The sequence below is a fragment of the Methylomonas sp. genome, assembly GCF_023228165.1.
In the GTDB taxonomy this organism is placed as follows: domain Bacteria; phylum Pseudomonadota; class Gammaproteobacteria; order Methylococcales; family Methylomonadaceae; genus Methylomonas.
The window spans coordinates 60417-82265 of sequence record NZ_JALOBS010000016.1; the positions used below are offsets into that span (position 1 = coordinate 60417).

A 21849-nucleotide genomic window follows, 5' to 3' on the forward strand; every position below is an offset into this window, starting at 1 on the left:
ACTCAGGCGTCCAGTAACAGAAAATCCTGCTTCGCCGCGCCGCATTGCGGGCAAGACCAATAGCTGGGCAAGTCGGCGAATGCAGTGCCGGGCAGGATTTGCCAAACGCTGTCGCCGGCGGCGGGATCGTAAACATGCCAGCAGATTTTACATTCCAGTTTGGCCCGGTCCGGCAGGCTAGATGCATCGCCGCCGTAAGCACCAGCAAAGAAAGCATCGCTCATAGATAAACCTGCAGAATTTCCCGCAGACGTTGCCGGCTGTCGGCGATGTCTTCCGGCGATGCACAGGCCACGGTAGGTACCTGGCTGACTTCCAGCGTGTTCAGAATCAAGCTGTCCTGAGAGTTGAAATACCGCACCCACCATACGAAACGGCTGCCGGTGGCGGTAATCCGGCAGTTGCCGTATCCGCGCGAAAGGATGGTGACCGGCCCCTGGCCCAGTCGTTGTTCCAGAAAGGCCAAATCCTGTTCGGTTTGCGGCAACAAGCTCAGGTTAATGACGTGCGGGTCCCGGTCTGGCTGATAAGCGTCGGTGTGAGCATTTAGTTCGGCCAGCAGCGGCGGCGCGTTCATCACCCCTTCCGGCAATGCGGCCCAGTCGGTATCGATTTGCCGCGCGGCATCCGCAAACGCTATTTGGCTGATTTGATGCGGCATAATGCCGACTTCCAACGTATCGGAAACCATCTGCTGTTGGGCGTCCAGGCTTTGCAAGCGCCAAACCCCGGCCAGTACAGATTCCTGAATCCGCAGCGTTTGCGCACCTCGGCATATCGCGCTGACTTCGCCTTCGCCGATTAGTTCGTCGACAAAGCGGCGGTTGGTTTCGTCCAGACCGGTCAAGTCTATGGCACGGCCGCTAGCAGGGTAACTGAGCAAGTCTTGTTCCAACTGCTGCAAAGTAGCTTTGGCCTGAGCCAGATTCGCGGCGTTCAGGTCGACTGAAATCTGCGGCATCCGGTAGATGAACATTTCTTCCGGCATTTGCAAGTAATCGAGTTCGACGCCGTCTTCTTCGGCGGGTTGACTGCCTTGGCCGAAAATTGGGAGGGTAATTGCTGTCATGTGTTTGGGCGTTGGCTATGGTTTTGGGTAGTTTGTTGGGTTTATGGGTGTTTGTTTTATTTGGTGTCGCTATCGCGGTTTGTTTGAATCGGGTTCTCGCACCCGAAGGCAAGTTTCTTTCTTTTGTTCCGCCAAAAGAAAGAAACCAAAGAAAAGGCGGGATCCGGGTGTCGTTTCTTTTGGGTCCTTTTCTTTGGACAAGCAAAGAAAAGGACCTCGGCTGTCGGTCCGAGAACCGACATAAAAAACACATCGCGATAGCGATACCAAATTGTTAAAGAGCCTGTGAGGTTTGGATTCTCCTCACTCTAACCCTCTCCAGCAGGAGAGGGAACAAAGCTTCTGACCGAAAGATATCTTTCTGTTATAGCTAAAGTCCTACATCAGTACAGTGAATCAAGCATGACCCCCGCACACCTTATCCAAATTAAACCCCGGCGGGTGTCCAGGCTTTAATGCCAAAATGCGGGCAAACTCCTGCCCGAATTCCTGCCAGTCCTTGATGCCGGTGATCACGCCCAGATATTCGCCGCGCCGCAAAAACACCAGCGCCGGCCAGGTGGTGAAGTGGAATCTGGCCTGCAGTTCTCGTTCGATGGAGCGATCGATCACCGCGCCTTGCAGTTGATTGCTGAACACTTTTAGCAGCTCCGGCAAGATTACCTGCACATCCTGACTTTCCGGAAATTGCAGCGGGTCGTTGCGGAAGAACAGCACTACGGTGTCGTGGCTGTAAACGAAGTTGTCGTAATTGTCGGCATCCAGCAAAGGCAGGCTAGGACGGGTAGCGGATATGTCTTGCGAGGGAATGCTCATGATCGTAAATGCTCCGGTAGTTCAGGTTCCCGGTCGACCAGATCGGCGAACAAGTGATCGATATCGGTTTCGCCTTGCATGGCAAGGCGCATGGCTTCCAGCGCGTCGTTGATTTGGCGGGCTTTTTCGGGAGTGATGACTTCGCGGGCGGTGTTCAGAAACACTAACAACCAGCTGCCGGCGGGTTGTTCGCCGACCAGCATCATGTCGATCAGGCTGGTCTGGCCCCGGTAAACGCACAGAGCCGATTCGCCGCGCGTTTCGATCACCTGCATCGGGATACCGATACACATCAGTATTTGCCTCGATAATCCACATCGACCTGCAGGCCGGGCATCTCGGATGGTGCTGGCGTACGTACCGCATGCAGTATGCGCCGGTCGCCGATGCGGCAGGCTTGCGTGGAAGAAGGGCGTTCCCGTTCGTATCGCAGCATGTCCAAAGCCGGGTCGGTTAATTCGATAGCCGTATCGATAAAGGTCGGAGCGACGCCGAAATGCTGCAGATAGCTAAAAGCCGTGTCGATGGCGGGTTGAATTTGTGCCTTGACGCTATCCCGCAGGCTGCCGCCGTAATCCTCCAATTCTTCCGGTTGCACGCCGACCAGCAACAAATGTTTTGGGTATTGACCCAACAGCTGCGCCGTTGCCAACACCTCTTGAAAGCCGGTTTGATGCAGGCTCATTTTTTTGGCGCCGAGAAAATTCGGTACGTCGTCGTTTTCGATACATTTCAGGGTGGCGGCCGGCAGGCCGAAGTCGATGGCGTCGAACACCACCAACACGTTCGCCATCTGCACATGTTCAACCAAATATAGGCCTTGGGTACCGCCGTCCAATACCGTGACATGGTCGGGAAACCGGTAGTTTTTTTGCAGCCGCTCAATCACGCGCCCCCCAAAGCCTTCGTCGGCCCATAACAGGTTGCCGATGCCGAGCAGCAGGATTTGCGGGGTTGCGTTCATGGTCGATGCGCGTCGTCTATGGGTTTGTCATCCTTGAATGTACGCCAGCCGTTGACTATGGTGGCGAGCATGCTTTGTCCCGACAGCTTGTCTTCCCGTATCGCCACGTAGACATGGATCAACACGAAGCAGACGATCAACCACATCACCAAATGGTGCCAGCTGTGCACGCTTTGGCTGTCGCCGAACAGCGGCAGCACCCAGCTACTGAACAGCGCCCATTGCCAACTGCCTTGTCCCTCGCCTTCGCCGTACAAGGCAAAGCCGGTGACGATCATGAACAAACTACCCCACACCAATACGAAATGCATGGCCAAGATGGCTAGCGGGTTGTGGCCGATGTAATGCCGGGGTGCCTTGGCTATAAAGGCATACCAAAGCACTTCCTGGCGGACGCCGTCCCAGAAATGTGCGCTCAGCAACGGGGGTAAAAAGATTTGCCGGGCATGTGCGTTGCCGGCATAGGCCCAGTACAAACGTCCCAGCAAGCCGATCGCCAACAAATAACCGGCGGCGAAATGGCCGAAGCGGATATAACCCATCAGAAAATGTTCGGAGGCTTCGCCGCCGGGCGAGGGTAAGGGTGCGGCAATCAGATAGCCGGTCACCGCCAGCGCGACGATGGCCAAACCGTTCGGCGCATGCCAAATTCTGACCGGAGCTTCGTAGACATAGATGGGGGGCTTCGGCTGGCTCATTTGGCGCTCCGCCGTCCGCGCAGGACAAGCAGCAAGGCGGTCAACGGTGCCGCGATCAACAAGCCCGCCGCATAGGGCAACCAGTTTTGCGCGCTTAACATCAGATGCTCGAGGGCATGCGTCATGGCATCGGCGGCGGGGTGACTATGTGCTTCCGCCTGGCTGGCCAGCAACATGAAAACGGTTATCACTATAAATCTATGCATTTTTTCTCCCATGGCCGCTCGGGCCAATATGAGTCTGGCAAACGGTTGATTGCCCCGGAAGTGCCCGATTTTTCTGTCGCTGCATCAGGCTTAATCCGGGTTACATTTTTTTATCGTACCTTGACGCTGGTTAATTCGGTGCCGTCCGGGCTGATCACATGCGTGGAACACGCCAGGCAGGGGTCGAAACTGTGCAGGGTGCGTAAAATTTCCACGGGTTCTTCCGGGCGTTCCACTTTGGTATTCATCAGCGCGGCTTCGAAAGCGCCGATGTTGCCTTGCTGGTCGCGCGGCGAACCGTTCCAGGTGGTCGGCACCACGCATTGGTAATTGGCGATTTTGCTGTCTTCTATCTTCAGCCAGTGACCCAAGGCGCCGCGCGGGGCTTCGGTAAAGCCGACGCCCTTGACGCTGCTCGGCCAAGTTTCGGGGTCCCAGCGCTCGACGTTGGCGGTAGCCAGATCGCCGGCCTTGATGTTGGCGATCATTTTGTCCATGAAGTAGCGCATTTTACCGGCCGCCCATTGCGCTTCCAGGCCGCGGGCGGCGGTTCTGCCCAAGGTCGAGAACAAGGCGCTGACCGGTACGTCCAGGGTTTTCAAGACGAAATTGATTTGTTCGGTGATTTCCTTATTGCCTTGGGCGTACCCCACCACATAGCGTGCCAACGGGCCGACTTCCATGGCATGGCCGCGCCAACGCGGCGCCTTGATCCAGGAGTATTTGGCCGCTTCGTCCAGCTCTTTAATATGCGTTCGGTCGCCCTTGGTATTGGGGCCGATTTTATAGTTGGGTTCGGTAATGCCGTCCCAGGGATGCAGGCCAATCGCTTCGTCCGGGTAGCTGTACCAGGAATGCGGCACGAATTCCTTGATTTGCTCGGGATCGGTCAGGTCGACTTCATGCACTTTTGTCAAATCGCCGTTGATGATGGCGCCGCGCGGCATCAACAAATTAGACGCCGAATAGTCGTTGGCCTTGTCGGGAATGTCGCCGTAGGCTAACAAGCTGGTTCCGGACAAACCGCCGCCGTACATCCAGCCTTTGTAGAACTGGGCAATCGCCAATAAATCCGGAATGTAAACTTGGTCGATGAAGGTGATGGTGCGGTCGATAATCGACGAAACTAAATTAAGCCGCTCCATATTGATGGCACCCACCGCGCCGATGCCGTCGATATTGATCGCGCACGGCACCCCGCCCACCAGCCAGTTCGGATGCGGGTCCTTGCCGCCGAACACGGTGCGGATTTTCATGATGTCTTTTTGAAAATCCAGTGCCTCCAGATAATGGGTGACCGCCAGCAAGTCGGCTTCCGGCGGCAGTAAATAGGCCGGGTTGGTCCAGTAACCGTTTTTGAACGGGCCTAGCTGGCCGGATTCCACGAACTTTTTCAAACGGTTTTGGGTGTCGCGAAAATAGCCCGGCGAGGATTTTGGGTGGCTAGGCGAAATCTGCTGTTGCAAGGCCGAGGTGGCGTTGGGGTCGGCTTTTAAAGCGTTAACCGGATTGACCCAATCCAAGGCATGCAGGTGATAAAAATGCACCAAGTGATCGTGGGCCTGCAAGCTGAGTTGCATGATATTACGGATCGAGTTGGCGTTTTCCGGGATCTTGATGTTCAGCGCGTCCTCGACCGCCCGTACCGAAGTCAAGGCATGGGTGCCGGTGCAAACGCCGCAGATGCGTTGCACGAAGGCCCAGGCGTCGCGCGGGTCGCGGCCTTTTAAAATCACTTCCAGGCCGCGCCACATGGTGCCGCTGGATATGGCGTTACGGATGATGTTGTCCTCGTCTATATTGACTTCGCAACGCATGTGGCCTTCGATACGGGTGACCGGGTCGACCACCACGCGGCGGCCGGCATCGTTTAAATGAAAACCGTTGGGGGTGTTTCTGACTGTCATTATTGTTCTGCTCCTGGCTGTTTGTCACCGGGTTGTTTGGCGCGATGCAAGGCTGTCAGACCGGCATGCACGGCAACGCCAGCGCCCACCACGGCGGCGGCAGTACCACCGACAGCATCGGCATTGGCTTCGATACCGAATTGATTGATGTCGGTCAGGCGCTGGTAGAAACTGCCTTTATCCCAAAAGCCGTCTTCGGAACAGCCGATACAGCCATGGCCGGACTGAATCGGAAACGAGGTGCCTTCGTTCCATTTCACGGTCGAGCAGGCGTTGTAGGTGGTCGGGCCTTTACAGCCCATTTTGTATAGGCATTGGCCTTGGCGGGCGGCTTCGTCGTCCCAGTGTTCGACGAACTGGCCGGCGTCGAAATGCGGGCGCCGGTAACATTTATCGTGAATGCGCTGGCTGTAAAACATCTGCGGCCGGCCTTGCTTGTCCAGGGTCGGCAGCTTGTCGAAGGTCAACAAATAAGCCACTACGGCGGTCATCACTTCGGCGATAGGCGGACAACCGGGCACTTTGATGATGGGTTTGTCGGCCAAACCGGGTACCTTGTGTACCGGGGTGGCGCGGGTTGGGTTGGGTTTGGCGGCCTGTACGCAACCCCAGGAAGCACAGGAACCCCAGGAAATAATGGCCTTGCAGCTTTCCGCCGCGTATTTGAGTTGCTCGACGAAGGGTTTGCCGCCGATGATGCAATACATGCCGTCTTCGGCCAGCGGCGGATTGCCTTCCACGGCCAGGATGTAGTTGCCTTTGTATTTTTCGACGATCTCGGTGACGATGGCTTCGGCGTTATGGCCGGCCGCGGCCATGATGGTATCGTCGTAATCCAGCGACAGCATGGACAGAATCACGTCTTTCGCCAAGGGATGGCCGGAACGAATGAAGGATTCCGAGCAGCACGTACATTCCAGGCCGTGCAGCCACAACACCGGGATGCGCGGTTTGGTTTCCATGGCGTGGGCTATTTTCGGGGCGAAAGCAGGAGAAAGCCCCAAGGATGCAGCGGTTAGGCTGCAAAACTTCAGAAAACTGCGGCGGGTGATGCCTTGGCGGCGCATCACATCGTAAAAGGTTTCGATCACGTAAGCTCCCGGCATTGTTATGCGCAAGCTGAAAAGTGGCATCTACCCGGAGAAGGTAGTTGTATCTTTCAGTGCGGCACCGTCAAGGCCGAATCGGCTTGAAGGTGCTGAATTATTATTTGCCCGGCCCTAAAAATTCGGTTTGCCCTGATTGCCTGCAAGGCCACATCAGTCAGGCTGCCAAAAGCGCGGCCTGAACGGAATGTATTGGAAAATTTGAGTCGGTTTCTTAAACTATCGGTTCTGGAATGAGCCGAGAGTCGGCATGATTAATCGCAACATTTATGCCGGATTGCGGACAGAGGTAAAACCCTGATAAATGTGGGCTATATGGCTTGGGTGCGGTGAATTCTTTGTGCGTCTTATTACAAATACGACAAAGTGTCAGACGAAATGCGCGGAATATGACATTGAGATTAAGGCGCTGGATTGTTCGATTTAAACCAAGGGAGGATCAAAAAATACCAATAGTTGCATTTTCCACCCCAAGCCAGCCACCAACTCCGATACGGCGGCGCCAGTAGTGAATGACGGCTTTGGGAAGTGGCGAATTGGCGCCATCGACCCATTTTTGCCACTCGCGCTTCTCCAAAGCCGCCAGTCGGCCGAAGCCAGATTCTGGAACTGGAGGACTACAAAGCCGACGTTGGCGACCTCAACCAAACGGCCACTATGTATAGCTATACATAGTGGCCGACCCAAGGCGTTCAAAAGCTAGCTGGATTTGTATCGGAATGGGTGGCGGTTTTGCGATTGGAATGCCCGGTGGTTTTGAACGGATAAGCAAATATATCCGAGGCCGAGCCGTGTGGGGTTCGATGCGACGCATCAGGCGTCGACAAACAGAGCGCATCGAGCGGAACAGCGCATGAATTTAAGCGATTCGATGAATACCGACGAATTTATTATGCGGGGTAAGTTCCATTTCAAAATAGCCCTGGATGCCGTCCTTGGTTAAAAATCGCTGAATCTTGCTGGCCGGAAAGCGGATGCGGCGACCGTCGTCTGCCTGTACGTTGACGGAATCGGCAATACCTTGATAGACGGCCAGGAACTGGTCGTAACTTAAATAAAGTTTGAAACGGATAAATTGGTTGGTTGCCATGGAAATGGGCCGTGCCGGCTTAAAAACCGGCACAGATGAATGAAATTAACGTTGGTTTTTCAATGCTTCGATGCGCTCTTCCAACGGCGGGTGACTCATAAATAAGCGTCGTACGCCGCCGCCATTAATGCCGAAAGCCGCCAGTTCGCCCGGCAACTGGGCCGGTTCGTGCGAGCGTTGCAAGGCTTGCAGGGCGGAAATCATTTTTTGGCGGCCGGCCAATTTGGCGCCGCCCGCGTCGGCACGGAATTCGCGGTAGCGGGAGAACCACATCACCAGCATGGAAGCCAGAATGGATAGGGCAATTTGCGCGACTATTTGCGTGATGTAATAAGCCGGTCCGTATCCGCGTTCGGTTTTGAATACCACCCGGTCGACGATGTGGCCGATGATAGTGGCGAAGAAATACACAAAGGTATTCACCACGCCTTGCATCAAGGCCATGGTGACCATGTCGCCGTTGGCTACGTGGCTGATTTCGTGACCGACCACCGCTTCCACTTCATCGGCGTTCATGCTTTGCAGCAAACCGGTGCTGACGGCCACCAATGCGTTGTTACGGTTAGCGCCGGTAGCGAACGCATTCGGTTCCGGTGCCTGGAAAATACCCACTTCCGGCATGCCGATGCCGGCTTGTTGAGCCTGTCTGGTCACGATACCCAGCAACCATTGTTCGGTTTGGTTTTGCGGATGCTCGATGACATGCACGCCCATGGCTCTTTTGGCCGACCATTTGGACATGAACAAGGAAATGACCGAGCCGGCCATACCGATGATCGCGGACATGGCCAGCAAGGCATTCAGGTTCAGATCGACGCCTTGGGCATCCAGGGTGCTTTTCAGCCCGAGAATATTAAAAATTATTGTAATCGCAATCATGATGGCCACGTTGGTAGCCATAAACAACAATATCCTCATCATAATAATTATCCTGTGTTGTGTAGTGTAGTGATGGAAACAAGGTGGGTGCTGAATAGTTAAATTCAAGGCTTGGAGTGGTAAGATGCGGCAAAGTTTATTTTAGAGGACTGAAAAATGAAAGGTTTAAAGGCAATATTGTTTTTTATGGCCGTTTCCCCGTTGTGTTTTGCAGTAAAACCCGCGCACGAAGCCGTTTTGAAACAATTGCATTTGCCGTACGGGTTTAAGATTTCCATTTATGCGGACGACGTGCCGAACGCCCGGCAAATGGCCTTGGGCGAACATGGGGTATTGTTTGTCGGCACCCAGGACGGACACGTGTATGCCTTGCAGGACAAGGACGGCGATGGCGTGGCCGAACAACGCTATACACTGGCGGAGGAACTCTATCTGCCCAACGGTGTTGCCTACAAAAGCGGCGCTTTATATGTCGCGGAAGTCAATCGCATCATTCGGTTCAATGAAATAGAAGATCAGCTGGATAACCCGCCCAAACCCATCGTGGTGTTTGATAAATTGCCGTCCGATAAACACCACGGCTGGAAGTATCTGAAATTCGGCCCCGACGGCAAGTTGTATAGCGCAGTGGGCGCGCCTTGCAATGTTTGTGCGCCTGAAGATAGTCTGTACGCCTCGCTATTTCGCATCAATGCCGACGGTAGCGGTTTTCAAGTATTGGCCAACGGTATTCGCAACACCGTCGGCTTCGATTGGGAGCCGGGCACCCGCCATCTGTTTTTTAACGATAACGGACGTGATAATTTAGGCGATGACGTACCGCCGGATGAGTTGAACCAGTGGACGGGCACTCATCAGCATTACGGATTTCCCTATTGTCACGCCGGCACCATTTCCGATCCGGAGTTCGGCGGTAAAAAGAAATGCGGCCAATTTCAAGGCCCGGTCTGGCGCTATAAAGCCCATGTTGCGCCGTTAGGTATGCGTTTTTACACCGGGCTGCAATTTCCAGATCACTATTACAAACAGCTGTTCGTGGCCCAACACGGCTCGTGGAATCGAAGCGTACCGCAGGGCTATCAAGTGGCGTTGATTAAATTCAGGGAAGGCGAGCCGTTTAGCGAACAAGCGTTTGTTTCCGGTTGGCTGACGGCCTCCGGTGATGTGTTGGGGCGGCCGGTGGATATAGTGCAAACGCCAAAGGGCGGTTTGCTGATCAGCGACGACAAACTGGGCGTGATTTACAAGGTCGAGTATAAAAAGTGAGCGAAAAACAGTTTGAAATACTGGCAAAGGAAACCGTTTACCAAGGTTTTTTTCGTTTGGAACGATACACGCTAAAACACACTTTATATAGAGGCGGCTGGAGCCGGCCGATTAGCCGCGAACTCTTTCGACGCGGCAATTGCGTGGCGGTATTGTTGTACGATCCCGAGCGCGACGAAGTGGTATTGATCGAACAATTCCGGGTCGGTGCGGTGCTGCAACCGCAGTGTTCCTGGCTGATCGAAATTGTGGCCGGCGCTATAGAGGAAGGTGAAACGGCTGAAGAAGTGGCTTATCGCGAAGCGTCGGAAGAGGCGGGTTGCGACATTACGGAACTCATGGAAATTCAGCAGTTTTACACCACACCTGGCGGTTGTTCCGAGCGTATTACCTTATTCTGCGGTCGGGTCGATAGCCATAAGGTCGGCGGCGTGCACGGCTTGGTGGAAGAAGACGAAGACATCCGCGTTACAGCGGTTAAATTTGCCGATGTGTTTCAAATGTTGGAAGATGGCAAAATCGAGTCCGGTATTCCCATCATCGCCATTCAATGGCTATATATACACCGCGACAAACTTAGAGCTCGTTGGCTTAACAATAAGAATGAATAATCCTACGCTAAACACAGTGCTTGTTGAATGTTCATTGAAATGGGATGATTTACCCACCCTAACTAATTTGATTGATATTTAACCGAATATTTCACCGTGGCCAATATTTTGATTTATTCCAATAATCCGCAACTGGCAGCTGAGTGGATGCATGCTCTGGTCTCCGATCACAGTGTAAATAGATTATTGAATGCGCGAACCGAATACCATGCCGATGCGGTTATTTTTGATGCCCGCAAGCTGGATGAAGATACCACCCTGTTGGCCGTGTTAGCCAACCCAAACACCCGCTTCCTGATCATGGGCTCCAATTGGCCAGAGCAAAAGCAGATTGAGGTGATGGTGCATGGCGCCGCCGGATATTGCGAAGAATCGGAAGCCGCCCTGTTATTGAAACGCGCCGTGGATTGCATCTTGAAAGGCGACATCTGGATACGCCGGGCTTTGGTGCCCAAAGTGATCGGGGTGCTCACCGGTCAACTACAGTCCAACCACAATAATCATTTAACGTTGGAAGAACGCGAAAAATTGACCCGCATGTCCAAATCCCTCTCGGCAAGGGAAATTGAAGTGGCCAACATGATACGGCTGGGCGAAAACAACCGTTGCATAGCTGAAGCCATGAATATTTCCGAACGAACCGTTAAAGCCCATCTGTCCTCGATTTTCCGAAAGTTTGAAGTAGACGACCGCTTGCGTTTGGCAATACGTTTAAAAGAAATCGATCAATACCGCTAGGCATTAATGACTTGTCAACCGCGTTAATGCGCCTGATCGAACCGGTTGAACGTTGCGTTGTCGGCATTGGCGAAACCCATCGAGCGTAACCGTGGCGCAACGCCTCGTTAAACAGTTACGAAATTAGATGAAATCGGATTATGGATCAATTAACGGATTTAAAAGCTATCCTGCACTCCAAGCGCGCCAATATCTATTACCTGGAAAAGTGCCGGGTAATGCAGAAAGACGGCCGTGTGCTGTATTTGACCGAAGCCAAGGATGAAAACTATTACTGGAATATTCCCATTGCCAATACCACCGTGATCCTGCTGGGCACCGGCACTTCGATCACCCAGGCGGCGATGCGTATGCTGGCCAGTGCCGGCGTGCTGGTGGGATTTTGCGGCGGCGGAAGTACGCCGCTGTTTTCCGGCAGCGAAATAGAATGGCTCACCCCGCAAAGCGAATACCGACCCACCGAATACGTACAAGGCTGGTTGAGATTCTGGTTCGACGACGCCCAACGCCTGGCTGTTGCCAAAGCCTTTCAACAGGCCCGCGTCGACTATATACGCCGCAGCTGGGACAAAGATCGGGAACTGAAAGCCGAAAACATCTTTGCAGACGACAGCGCCATAGCTGGCGCCCTGGACAGTTATACCAACAACCTCGCCAGCGCCGAAAAAACCGGCGACCTGCTGCAACGCGAAGCTTTGCTCACCAAACAACTCTACCGCTATGCGGCCAAAGCCACCCAACACAGCGACTTTAGCCGCGACCACGGCGGCACCGATTTAGCCAATGGCTTTTTAAATCACGGCAACTACCTGGCTTACGGCTTGGCTGCCACCACGCTATGGGTGTTGGGCATTCCGCACGGCTTCGCGGTGATGCACGGCAAAACCCGCCGTGGCGCGCTGGTGTTCGACGTGGCCGACTTGGTCAAGGACGCCATCGTGTTGCCCTGGGCCTTTGTTTGCGCCAAGGAAAAAATGACCGAGCAGGAATTTCGCCAACAATGTCTGCAAAAGTTTACCGAACACAAGGCTTTGGATTTCATGTTCGAGCAAGTCAAACAACAAGCGTTAAATCCCCCTCTCCCTCAGGGAGAGGGGCGGGGTGAGGGGTAAAATCATGATGGTCACCTTCGTCAGCCAATGCCAGAAAAAAGCGTTAAACCGCACCCGCCGCGTTCTGGATGCCTTCGCCAACCGCATCGGCGACAACACCTGGCAAACCGTGATTACCGAAGAGGGCCTGATCGCCGTCAAAACCCTACTGCGCAAAACCGCCACCAAAAATACCGCTGTTTCCTGTCATTGGATTAGGTCGCGCAGTCGTAGTGAGTTGGTGTGGATAGTCGGTAATCGTAACCAATTTAGCGCCCAAGGCATTGTTCCCGTTAATATCACAAACAAAGAATTATTTATGGATATACCTCGCGATAAACCGATTCCTGGCTGTCTATACGCCAACACGCATTTACAACCCTTAGCGGAGCATTTATTTGCTGTGGGTTATTTAGCAATGCGAATATATCAAACATTATTTCCAGAAAATCCCAGCCATAGCCATGCGGTATTTATTGCCGGGTGTTTGCATGACCTTGGCAAGATCGACCCGCAATTTCAAAGCTGGGTGAGAAATTCTAATCGCAAGGATTACATTCCTGAAGACGGACAACATATTGATGCTGCGAAATTTAGTTTTGATAAACATCCAAGGCATAACGAAATTTCGGTTTTGCTATATGAGTTACTCGACGATATATCCATAAAGACATTAAACAGAGATGTTAAGGACGCTATCCGCCACACTATTTATTGGCATCACGCCAAACCTTTTCGCAAGGACAATGATAAAGGCTTTTCCACATATTGGGATATTTACTCAAAATGTATCGGCAACAATCCGTCACTTGATTTTTCTCAGCTTATTACGTGTGCAATAGATACTTTATCAAGAGTGCTAAAACTTGAGGAGCAGGCTGCTTTCGATAATAAAACCGGTTTATCTGAGAGTTATCAGAAAACAGTCGACGAAGATAAAGTTCAACACTTAAAAAGCGGTACGCCGTTACCCGTTTTTAAGCGCTATGAAAATAAAACCAAATTGAACGACTACCAAAGCGATATTGGTTTTAATGCCTTAAATAACATATTTCGTGCCTGTGTTATTAGCGCTGATAGACTGATATCTGCACTTTCGGCGCAAGAACTCATAGAAGAATGCATTAAAAATCGAAACTTTGATTTTTTGATCGACCAATGTTTGTTACCCGACAGCAATCTTGGCAGTCATATCGAACACTGCTTGAAACACCCCAGTTTTAGTGGCGAGCGCAATACCAAGCAGAGTGAAATTGCCCAGCAATTAACAGAGTGCCGTGATATTGCCGTTTTAGCCGGTCCAGCAGGTTGCGGCAAAACCAAAATCGCTTTGGAATGGGCAAAACTGAAAAACGCTCAACAAATCATTTGGGTGTGTCCGAGGGTACAAATTTGCCAAGGTCTGTTTGATGAATTAATTATGGAGCACTATTTACCTAATGCCAATATCGAAATTTTCACGGGCGAATATAAATACACGAAGGAATGGGGCAAGCAAACGTCGGATGATGAATTCTTTAGTGGGGACATCGTTATCACCACCATGGATCAAGTGCTTAATAACATCATTACCCACACTAAGGCGGATAGCTTGATCAGCTTTTTGGATGCCCATGTCGTATTTGATGAGTATCACGAATATATCAATATGCCTGCTTTTAATTTGTTTTTTGCAGAATTGGTACACGGCAAACGCTTAAAAGGCAGCCGGGCAAATACGCTACTGGTGTCCGCTACACCGCATTATTATTTCATTGATAGCTTGTTTGGCAACGGCTTTGATAGTCGCTTCGACGTCGTAGAAATGCAGTCATTTAACCCAAGTCAGTACCAAATAGAATTTGTTCCTTATGACGAAGACAAAATCGACGATAACAACCCATTTTTCGCACCGCGTGCTGGAAATACTTTTGTCATTAGCAACACTGCCTTAAAAGCGCAATAGGGCTTTATTTTTAATCTGAAGTTTGAAAATGATCAGCGCCGTGAAAAGGCGGTGTTGTATCACTCCAAATTTATCAAGAGCGACAAACAAAAATGGTTTGAAGCGGTTTATGATTCTTTCAAAAAAGGCGGCACAAAAACCTACGATGTCCTGCGTAGCGGGCCGATTGTGCAAGCATCACTGAATATTACCTGTGATGAAATGATTAGTGATATTTGTACCGCTGAGGATTGCTTGCAGCGACTTGGCCGATTGGATCGCTTCGGCGAAAACGCATCCATCAACCGTTACCTGATCGCCATTCCTAGCTCATTCAAAGGGACTAACGGTGTCGGTAAATTTTTATCGAGTATGAATAGTTTTGCTTCAACTCGGGCGTGGCGTGATTTCCTTGCAGCCAAATTGATGGATGAAAAGCCCTTACGTTTGCCGCAAATCTACGCGTTTTATCGCGAGTTTCACAACAACGAAGCCAGCAAAAAAGAGATCGAGAACGACTTGCTCAAGGCGATGCAAAAAAGCGTTGACTTGATTGACGACAAAGTTACCGACCCTATTCGACTATTCCAAAATAAAAAGGAGACGGCAAACAAACGCGGCAAAATCAGCAAAAACTCCTTGCGAGGGGATAATCGTTTTGTGCAATTGGCGGTATGTACGGTCAGCGGGTTTGATCAATACCAATTCGAGGACTGTTACGCTTACCAAATGCCAATCAGTGATAACCAGCAAATAGATAACATCACTGCCGAGAAGGAGCTGATTGAAGGTTATGGTAATAGCCAAAAAAGCTTGCTCGCACACATGGCAAAAAAACACCATCAAATCATGGGAGGAAAGGCTCCATTCAAAGATTACATGCTCTTGAATGAAGCCAGAGACCCGGAAAACCCAATTTACCTAAGCTACACCCCGAAACACTTAGAAGACGCAGGTAGAGACAGCGGACGGCATCCCTGGGCAATTTATTATGCCGTATGCGATAAACAGCCCATTGGCGCAATCTCCATCAAGCAGTTAACATCAACTGAAGATTAAACTCTGCCAGGATTAAGAAATCAAAACCCGCCAGATCAATGCTTATCGAGGTCACTATGAAACAGCTGCTATTAGAAATAGACGAAATTACCGAAGCGAAAATTAACGCTGTCGCTAAAACAGCGGGTCTGTCTGCCCAGCAATGGTTACAGCAGATCATTGAGGAAAAAACGGCGACAAACTGGCCGAATTCCATCAAGGCATTAGCCGGGACATGGCAAGACGCGCCGTTGTCGGAAGCATTACGCGCGGCTGAAGGCCGGGATGCTGCCAGGGAAGATTTTTGATGTACGCTCTCGACACCAATACCGTGATTTATTTTTTTAAAGGCATGGGCAATGTCGCAACGCATTTATTTAACGTGCCACCCCATGAAATCGCAATACCAGCGGTGGTTTTGTATGAACTGCAAGTCGGCATTGCCAAATCCAACGCACCCGAAAAACGTAGCAATCAACTTAACGAATTGCTCACGGTGGTGAGCGTGTTGCCGTTTACCGCTTATGAAACTGCGATTACCGCACGGATCAGAGTGGCCTTAGAAAAAGCGGGCACGCCGATTGGTCCACTGGACATGATGATTGCGGGTATTGCCTTGGCAAATCAAGCCACCTTGGTAACGCATAACACCAAAGAGTTTTCGCGCATTGATGGCTTGCGGTTAGAAGATTGGTTTAATTGACATAATTTATTTTTTTCAAGGAAAAATGCAATGAATAAAATTACCGGCATTAGAAGCGTAGATTTCAAAATCACGGCATTAGGTTATGGCGTGGTCAACTGGAATGGTCCGACGACTTTACAAAGCGATGGACGCATTATTGACAACCATTCCATGCCCAAATTGCGCGGCTATACCAATCTGACTGCGTATTAGACCACGTATCAAGCGTGAAAAAAATGCAGTCTTTAAACACAATGAATTGAATTTGCTGATATTGGATGTATTGCGCCAATCAAAATCGCCCATGACCGTTAGGACTATTTTCGATGCAATTATCCAGCATAAAGGATTGGACGCTGAGAGCATCGATAATAGCAAAGCGATTCAAAAGTCCATCGACAAACGGCTGCGTAGCTTTGAGAAAGACAACACCGTTGAAAAATTAGGCGTTGAAGATAGCACTGGCGCTAACCAGTGGTCAGTCCATTAAAAGTTTAGGCTACGGCAGGGTATATAATTTCGCCAGTTTCTAAGTCAACACGCGGCTTTTTATTGCCCTGCCAATAGCCGCTCCAATTTCGGCTATTTTTGCTCCTTGCGCATTTTTCGACTATATCACGAAAGATGCCACCATTATCTACGCGTCTAGTGTCTTCACGGTATGCCGCTTCATTCGCGTAATCTTCCATGCAGACCTGTCCAAAGCGGTGAACCTGACCGTATTGCATCCGGCGAAGCCGAGAGAAATAGGATTCAGCCTGATTATTGGTTGTGCCATCTTTAGCTCTAAATCGTTCAGCATGCTTGACCCGATGCGTCTCATTGGTTGCATGAAGCCCATCATAGGCTTTGGATTCATCTGCGCAAACAATGGCATCGGGTGAAATGTACTTTTCAGCCAGTTTACCAACATCTTTCCGATTTTCATTTTTGACAACAGCAGTTATTGTTCGATCAGCGCCATGACCTTTCTCTTCTGGCACCTTCTGATGCATTACAACGACGCAACATTTCCCTGGCTTTTGGTTTTCCTCAAGACGCGTATCAACGCGATTTTTCTTCTGATTGGCTGGTCGTATAGACCCGTTAACATAAGCGCCGTCTATATGAACTTCACCGGAAAGAGGTGTTTCGTCACGTTTAATCATGAGGGATTCGCGTAGCTTATGCGATAGTACAAAAGCTGTTTTGTATTGGACGCCAAGATCACGGCTTAACTGTAAGCTGGAAATGCCTTTGACCGCATTAGTATAAATTGCAATAGCGACCAGATAGGTTGTTAGCGGTAGCTTATGGTTTGCGAAGATTGTACCGGATGTGACGGAGAATGAACGCTGACAGGACTTGCAGCGCCATTGACGGCGTGTTTTGATGAAATAGTGCTTATTGGAATCGCCGCAATTTGGGCAGGTGACTTCTTCACCTTCTCCCCATCGCAGTTCTTTGAAGAGTTGGTGCGCTTGATCGTCCGTCATTCGCGCCACTTTAAGGACTGAAAGTGTGCGAGCTTGAGCTGATAAAAGAAAATGTTGACCTGAATTAGAAGTATTAGTAACCATGTTCCTCGGAAGTTAGGACATGATCTTTATACTAAAAGCCAGGCTTTACGTCAAGTTACAGCTCAATGAATTATTAACATTTCCATAACTTGGATGCTAGAATGTACTAGAATTTTTTACTAATAACTCAAGAATTTTTATGACTAGAAGAAGAAAGAATGATGGTATGTTTTCTGCGTTAGTTGATCTTGCATCAATACTTCCTTGGTGGGTTAACTTAATACTTGCTTTGGTGAGTTATATTATCCTACACAATATTGCGGCAGCACCGCAAATCAATCCTGGTTCGATGCCGCCAGGCCAAATCGGGGCAGCTGCGGCTGGTGAATTCAAAAGAGCGATAGCTCTAGCCGCCCAGTATATAATTCCATTTGGATTTCTACTTGGCACTTTTATATCATTTCTTCGCAAAGATAAAAAATAATGCATAAATATTATCGTGGAAATATTAATTGCTTATCAAAGTAGCAGTCTAATATAAGACTTGGGATGAAATTGGTCAAAACAGCAAATAAACAAGGAATATTTATGCCAAAGATTGATCCGTTACAAATGATTTTGCAAGCTTTTGTGCCTTTGTTCCAGCAACATTGGGGCTTTTTCTTGTTGTTTTTTATCTTTTTGCTCAGATTTCCTTTTGTCAAAGGTATGTTGGGAGAGTTTCAGGTAAATATTATTGCCAAACTACGGTTGGACAAAAATATTTACCATCTAATTAAAAATGTCACGCTACCTACCGAAGATGGCGGCACCACACAACTTGATCATATTATTGTCTCGCCCTATGGTGTGTTTGTTATTGAAACAAAAAATATGAAAGGCTGGATTTACGGCGGCAAAAACGACAGACAATGGACTCAAAAAATCTATCGGCATTCACAAAAGTTTCAAAATCCTTTACTCCAAAACTATAAACACACCGAAATACTTCGAAGCGCACTAGGATTAGATACAAACAAGGTGTTTTCACTCATTGTATTTATAGGCGATAGTCAATTTAAAACCAATATGCCAGATAACGTTGTTTATGCTGGCGAGTTCGTTGCTTACATTAAAAGTAAGACCACCAAAGTCTTTACCGATTTAGAAGTTAGAAGTATTTGTAGCCAAATAGAGTCAGGCAGGCTTTCGCCAACAATCAAAACGCATATCAATCATGTTAAACATGTCAAATCTATCGTTGAGCAAAAACAGCAGCCATTGGATAAAAACGCCTGCCCTAAATGTGGAAGCGCAATGATTATAAAAACAGCTAGAGAACGTGGTAACCAATTTTTTGCATGTAGTACGTTCCCAAAATGCAGAACCACCAAGTCAATAAACTAGCTAGGCAATCGTATTTTATGTAAACACTTTTTAACGAATTTGTTAAATATATTAACTTATAAAGTAAATATATGCAGATAATGACTTGTTAAAAGATGGCGGATTCTTATAAAGAGGGAGTATAAATTGGGACTAAAGAAGATTGGTAGAAATGATCCATGTTGGTGTGGTTCTGGTAAAAAATATAAGAAATGCCACATTGACAGGGTTAATGAAACACCAATTCAGGAATGGGAAGCGTCGAAATTAATGCGTAATAAATTCGCACGCAAACTCTGTTCGGCTCCAAAGAGTTTACATAAAGAATGTGCAAATAGGATCGTGAAGGCTCATACGGTGCCAAAAAGTTCAAGTTTAAAAGCTTTTGCTAAAGATGGTCATGTCTTAGGTTTAAAAATTAGCTTGGAAAGTTTTCAGAAATATGGTGGAAAGCTACAGCCGGAATTAATAGGTATCAACAATGCGTCAACCTTTACAGGCTTCTGCCAAAAACATGATGATCAACTTTTTTCTTGTTTAGAAAAAGAAGCTTTTCGGATGACAGATAAACAGTGCTTTATGCTGGCTTTTCGATCATTCGCACGTGAGTTCTATACAAAATATTCGCTGGCAGATAGTTATGATTTAAATTCAAGTTTGGATAAAGGAAAGCCAATTCATCGCCAGCTTGAGATACAAGAGCTAGCGTTTTTGATGAATGTTGGTGCTGAAGCTGGTGTGAAAGACGGCATTTTTCATAAAGGAAAATTTGATAGATGTATTGCTAACAATGATTATAGTGATGTTAGGGCTGTAGTATTCAAATTTCAAGAGCCATTTCCAGTGCAGGTTAGCGGATCAGTAAATCCTGATTTTGACTTTGAAAACAAAAAACTTCAAGACCTATCAGACTTGGAAAAAAATCCCGATATTTTATCATTTACGTCGTTTTTTGACGGTTCGAATGGATATATTGTTTTGTCATGGCTTCAAAATTGCCATGAAACATGCAAAGAGCTTGTTATGTCATTAATAAATAAACAGAAAGAACATGTATCGACATATCTTTTGCAGTATATATTCAGTAACTTTGAGAATTTTTTTATTTCTCCTGATTGGTGGAGCTGTGTTAGCCAGAAAGATAGAAACAAAGTAATTGAAATGTCCCACCACAATGTAGACCCATATATTGACCCTCATGGTAATCATATATCTGCAAAGCTATTAACCACCACTCTGCCTGATCCTATGTCAATTGACTATGTTAATTGGTGTCCTTGAGGATAAATTTAAAAACACAAAACAAGATAATCGCCACTACCGATTGGTATCTTAATGAATAATTTTATCACATTAATCGTTAATTATTTGATTTTACAATAATATTGCGAGAAAAAATAGGTGCTTAAAATTTTTGAAATTGCTAAGCAATGGCTATTTTAAAAGGAACTTATGAAGTTAAAGAAATTATTGTCTCTAGATTTTATGCAGGATTTTCAGTCTCTATTAGAAACTGAATTTGAGCATAAGCTTTTTGTTGCCAGCTTAAGAAATTATGCGTCACATGGAAATCCGCTTAGATTTCATAACTTTGCTTTTGCAATGCGCGAACTTGTTTTACATGTCATCACAAGAAAGGCCCCAGTTAATCAAGTCAAAAAAGTTTCATGGTATACGAGAGAAAGTGATATTCACGAAGTTACCAGAAGGCAGCAGTTAAAGTATTGTGCTCAATCAAATATAGCAGATGAATATCTCGGTGAAGGAGTTCTTGCTGACTTGAATGCTTCAATATCAGAGTTTATAAAGGAATTTCATTTTTTTAATAAATACACGCATATCACAGCGAAATATTTTGAAACATGCCCAAAAAGATTCTTTGAGAATGCTAAGTATGTAGTAAAAATTGCCAGGGATTCTCTGCGCCAATTAGATGATCTTGAACATATAGTTGTCGAAGCACTTGAAGATAAAGTTCATGATTCTGTGGTTTCAATTGCGGCTAGAGCAATACCTGAGAGTCTGTCAATTATCGCTACTAACGTATTTGTTGAATACTCAGAAGTTGAAGAAATTGAATGTACAAATATAGATCATGAGTACATTTACATTACTGCACGAGGCACTGTATATGTTGAGCAGGAGTATGGGTCAAAAGATGATCTTTGCATAATGAATGAAAACTACCCTTTTTCTTTAATGATGAAATCTCATGTTGAAAATCCTAGTGATTTCACCATTGAGTCTAAAGAATTGGATGTAGACACATCATCATGGTATGAGTAGAACTTAACAAGACGCTACGCATTGTTATAAACGTCAAATATTTGAGGTTTAACTCGGTTTAGTGTGCATAAGCATCAATTTTTTGATTCTTATGATGACTAAGAAATGTCAGATTTACTGCTATAGTGCCTTAGAACGATTGTCGATAAAGGTGTCAAGAAATTTCTTTGTGCAATTGCTACATAATAGCGGAAATGCGTAAATTGACTAGAAAAGATATTGCAGAGGTCCGCCGCCGCACAGGCGGCTTAGAAATTAATTATTCAGTTATCCCGTCCAACCTGGTTGTCCGCCGCCGCACAGGCGGCTTAGAAATTGTGTTTATGACGGTACTCGGCCCAGCGGATGTCCGCCGCCGCACAGGCGGCTTGGAAATTGGGCGGATAAATCCGCCCCTACAGGCAGGTGTCAGCCGTCGCAATGGCCGGCCGGCATAGGGTCGGATAAGTCCCCTACATCAATCCTCTTTAGCGGGAGAGGGCATTCCAGGCAGCAATATATTTAGGTAAAAAATTCGTCATTCGCTTGCACTGCTGCCTAATGGGGTGTCGACAGCGGTCGGGTTTTTCGGATCGACCAATCTGACAAGATTGTAATCTTGCTGTCATGCT

26 protein-coding genes and 1 CRISPR repeat array are annotated in these 21849 nt (G+C 48.3%); of the genes, 14 read left to right on the forward strand and 12 right to left on the reverse strand.

Annotation, left to right across the window (positions count from 1 at the left end; genetic code table 11):
• Positions 1-2: 2 nt before the first annotated feature.
• The 11 genes from M0R33_RS13495 to htpX form a co-directional block, all read right to left on the reverse strand.
• Positions 3-224, reverse strand: a complete 222-nt coding sequence (locus tag M0R33_RS13495; protein WP_292569980.1) for a rubredoxin — start codon at positions 222-224, stop codon at positions 3-5.
• The gene (locus M0R33_RS13500) at positions 221-1069 is read right to left on the reverse strand and encodes a hydrogenase expression/formation protein (RefSeq protein ID WP_292569982.1); all 849 of its coding nucleotides are present in this window, start codon (positions 1067-1069) and stop codon (positions 221-223) included. Before M0R33_RS13500 ends, M0R33_RS13495 begins: the two co-directional genes overlap by 4 nt.
• Before the next feature lie 396 nt (positions 1070-1465).
• Positions 1466-1885 (reverse strand): hydrogenase, encoded by a 420-nt coding sequence (locus M0R33_RS13505; RefSeq protein ID WP_292569985.1) that lies wholly within the window; start codon positions 1883-1885, stop codon positions 1466-1468.
• Positions 1882-2178 carry a HypC/HybG/HupF family hydrogenase formation chaperone gene (locus tag M0R33_RS13510; protein WP_292569988.1) on the reverse strand — a complete coding sequence of 99 codons (297 nt, stop codon included), beginning with the start codon at positions 2176-2178 and terminating at the stop codon, positions 1882-1884. The genes M0R33_RS13505 and M0R33_RS13510 overlap by 4 nt, the downstream gene beginning before the upstream one ends.
• Positions 2178-2849 (reverse strand): HyaD/HybD family hydrogenase maturation endopeptidase, encoded by a 672-nt coding sequence (locus M0R33_RS13515; protein WP_292569991.1) that lies wholly within the window; start codon positions 2847-2849, stop codon positions 2178-2180. Before M0R33_RS13515 ends, M0R33_RS13510 begins: the two co-directional genes overlap by 1 nt.
• A complete protein-coding gene (gene cybH / locus M0R33_RS13520; RefSeq protein ID WP_292569995.1) occupies positions 2846-3547 on the reverse strand; it encodes a Ni/Fe-hydrogenase, b-type cytochrome subunit in 702 nt (233 codons plus the stop codon). Before cybH ends, M0R33_RS13515 begins: the two co-directional genes overlap by 4 nt.
• On the reverse strand, positions 3544-3753 hold the full coding sequence (locus M0R33_RS13525) for a hypothetical protein (RefSeq protein ID WP_292569998.1): 210 nt from the start codon (positions 3751-3753) through the stop codon (positions 3544-3546). Before M0R33_RS13525 ends, cybH begins: the two co-directional genes overlap by 4 nt.
• Positions 3754-3863: 110 nt before the next feature.
• The gene (locus M0R33_RS13530) at positions 3864-5660 is read right to left on the reverse strand and encodes a nickel-dependent hydrogenase large subunit (protein ID WP_292570001.1); all 1797 of its coding nucleotides are present in this window, start codon (positions 5658-5660) and stop codon (positions 3864-3866) included.
• Positions 5660-6751, reverse strand: a complete 1092-nt coding sequence (locus M0R33_RS13535; protein WP_292570004.1) for a hydrogenase small subunit — start codon at positions 6749-6751, stop codon at positions 5660-5662. Before M0R33_RS13535 ends, M0R33_RS13530 begins: the two co-directional genes overlap by 1 nt.
• Positions 6752-7625: 874 nt before the next feature.
• Positions 7626-7856: a DUF2835 domain-containing protein gene (locus M0R33_RS13540; RefSeq protein WP_292570007.1), complete on the reverse strand. Its 231-nt coding sequence runs from the start codon at positions 7854-7856 to the stop codon at positions 7626-7628.
• Positions 7857-7901: 45 nt separating this feature from the next.
• Complete coding sequence (htpX, locus tag M0R33_RS13545) at positions 7902-8777, reverse strand: protease HtpX (RefSeq protein ID WP_292570010.1); 876 nt, start codon at positions 8775-8777, stop codon at positions 7902-7904.
• Between the two features lie 114 nt (positions 8778-8891).
• On the opposite strand from htpX, the gene M0R33_RS13550 reads away from it, so the two are divergent.
• From M0R33_RS13550 to M0R33_RS13595, 10 genes are all read left to right on the forward strand, one after another.
• A complete protein-coding gene (locus M0R33_RS13550; protein WP_292570013.1) occupies positions 8892-10001 on the forward strand; it encodes a PQQ-dependent sugar dehydrogenase in 1110 nt (369 codons plus the stop codon).
• Positions 9998-10612, forward strand: coding sequence for an NUDIX domain-containing protein (locus M0R33_RS13555; protein ID WP_292570016.1), 615 nt, complete (start codon positions 9998-10000; stop codon positions 10610-10612). The genes M0R33_RS13550 and M0R33_RS13555 overlap by 4 nt, the downstream gene beginning before the upstream one ends.
• A 96-nt stretch (positions 10613-10708) precedes the next feature.
• Entirely contained in the window at positions 10709-11350 is a 642-nt protein-coding gene (locus M0R33_RS13560) for a response regulator transcription factor (RefSeq protein ID WP_292570019.1), read from the forward strand.
• Positions 11351-11490: 140 nt separating this feature from the next.
• Positions 11491-12462, forward strand: coding sequence for a type I-F CRISPR-associated endonuclease Cas1f (cas1f, locus tag M0R33_RS13565; protein WP_292570021.1), 972 nt, complete (start codon positions 11491-11493; stop codon positions 12460-12462).
• A gap of 7 nt (positions 12463-12469) precedes the next feature.
• Positions 12470-14386, forward strand: coding sequence for a CRISPR-associated endonuclease Cas3'' (locus tag M0R33_RS13570; protein ID WP_366043868.1), 1917 nt, complete (start codon positions 12470-12472; stop codon positions 14384-14386).
• A gap of 54 nt (positions 14387-14440) precedes the next feature.
• Complete coding sequence (locus M0R33_RS13575) at positions 14441-15424, forward strand: hypothetical protein (protein WP_292570027.1); 984 nt, start codon at positions 14441-14443, stop codon at positions 15422-15424.
• Between the two features lie 56 nt (positions 15425-15480).
• On the forward strand, positions 15481-15711 hold the full coding sequence (locus M0R33_RS13580) for a hypothetical protein (protein ID WP_292570030.1): 231 nt from the start codon (positions 15481-15483) through the stop codon (positions 15709-15711).
• Positions 15711-16106, forward strand: a complete 396-nt coding sequence (locus tag M0R33_RS13585) for a type II toxin-antitoxin system VapC family toxin (RefSeq protein WP_292570033.1) — start codon at positions 15711-15713, stop codon at positions 16104-16106. The genes M0R33_RS13580 and M0R33_RS13585 overlap by 1 nt, the downstream gene beginning before the upstream one ends.
• Positions 16107-16136: 30 nt before the next feature.
• On the forward strand, positions 16137-16301 hold the full coding sequence (locus tag M0R33_RS13590; protein WP_292570036.1) for a hypothetical protein: 165 nt from the start codon (positions 16137-16139) through the stop codon (positions 16299-16301).
• 46 nt (positions 16302-16347) lie between these two features.
• Entirely contained in the window at positions 16348-16578 is a 231-nt protein-coding gene (locus M0R33_RS13595) for a hypothetical protein (RefSeq protein WP_292570039.1), read from the forward strand.
• Positions 16579-16582: 4 nt separating this feature from the next.
• Here M0R33_RS13595 and M0R33_RS13600 read toward each other — a convergent pair whose 3' ends face one another.
• Positions 16583-17647: an IS1595 family transposase gene (locus M0R33_RS13600; RefSeq protein ID WP_292570042.1), complete on the reverse strand. Its 1065-nt coding sequence runs from the start codon at positions 17645-17647 to the stop codon at positions 16583-16585.
• A gap of 139 nt (positions 17648-17786) precedes the next feature.
• On the opposite strand from M0R33_RS13600, the gene M0R33_RS13605 reads away from it, so the two are divergent.
• The 4 genes from M0R33_RS13605 to M0R33_RS13620 all read left to right on the forward strand — a co-directional run bounded on the left by M0R33_RS13605 (position 17787) and on the right by M0R33_RS13620 (position 21238).
• Positions 17787-18071: a hypothetical protein gene (locus M0R33_RS13605; protein WP_292570044.1), complete on the forward strand. Its 285-nt coding sequence runs from the start codon at positions 17787-17789 to the stop codon at positions 18069-18071.
• Between the two features lie 65 nt (positions 18072-18136).
• A complete protein-coding gene (locus M0R33_RS13610) occupies positions 18137-18973 on the forward strand; it encodes an NERD domain-containing protein (protein WP_292570047.1) in 837 nt (278 codons plus the stop codon).
• Between the two features lie 126 nt (positions 18974-19099).
• Positions 19100-20233: an SEC-C metal-binding domain-containing protein gene (locus tag M0R33_RS13615; RefSeq protein ID WP_292570050.1), complete on the forward strand. Its 1134-nt coding sequence runs from the start codon at positions 19100-19102 to the stop codon at positions 20231-20233.
• 171 nt (positions 20234-20404) lie between these two features.
• Positions 20405-21238 carry a hypothetical protein gene (locus M0R33_RS13620; protein WP_292570053.1) on the forward strand — a complete coding sequence of 278 codons (834 nt, stop codon included), beginning with the start codon at positions 20405-20407 and terminating at the stop codon, positions 21236-21238.
• Positions 21239-21462: 224 nt separating this feature from the next.
• Positions 21463-21616: a CRISPR direct-repeat array (repeat unit 23 nt; unit sequence GTCCGCCGCCGCACAGGCGGCTT).
• Positions 21617-21849 lie beyond the last annotated feature (233 nt).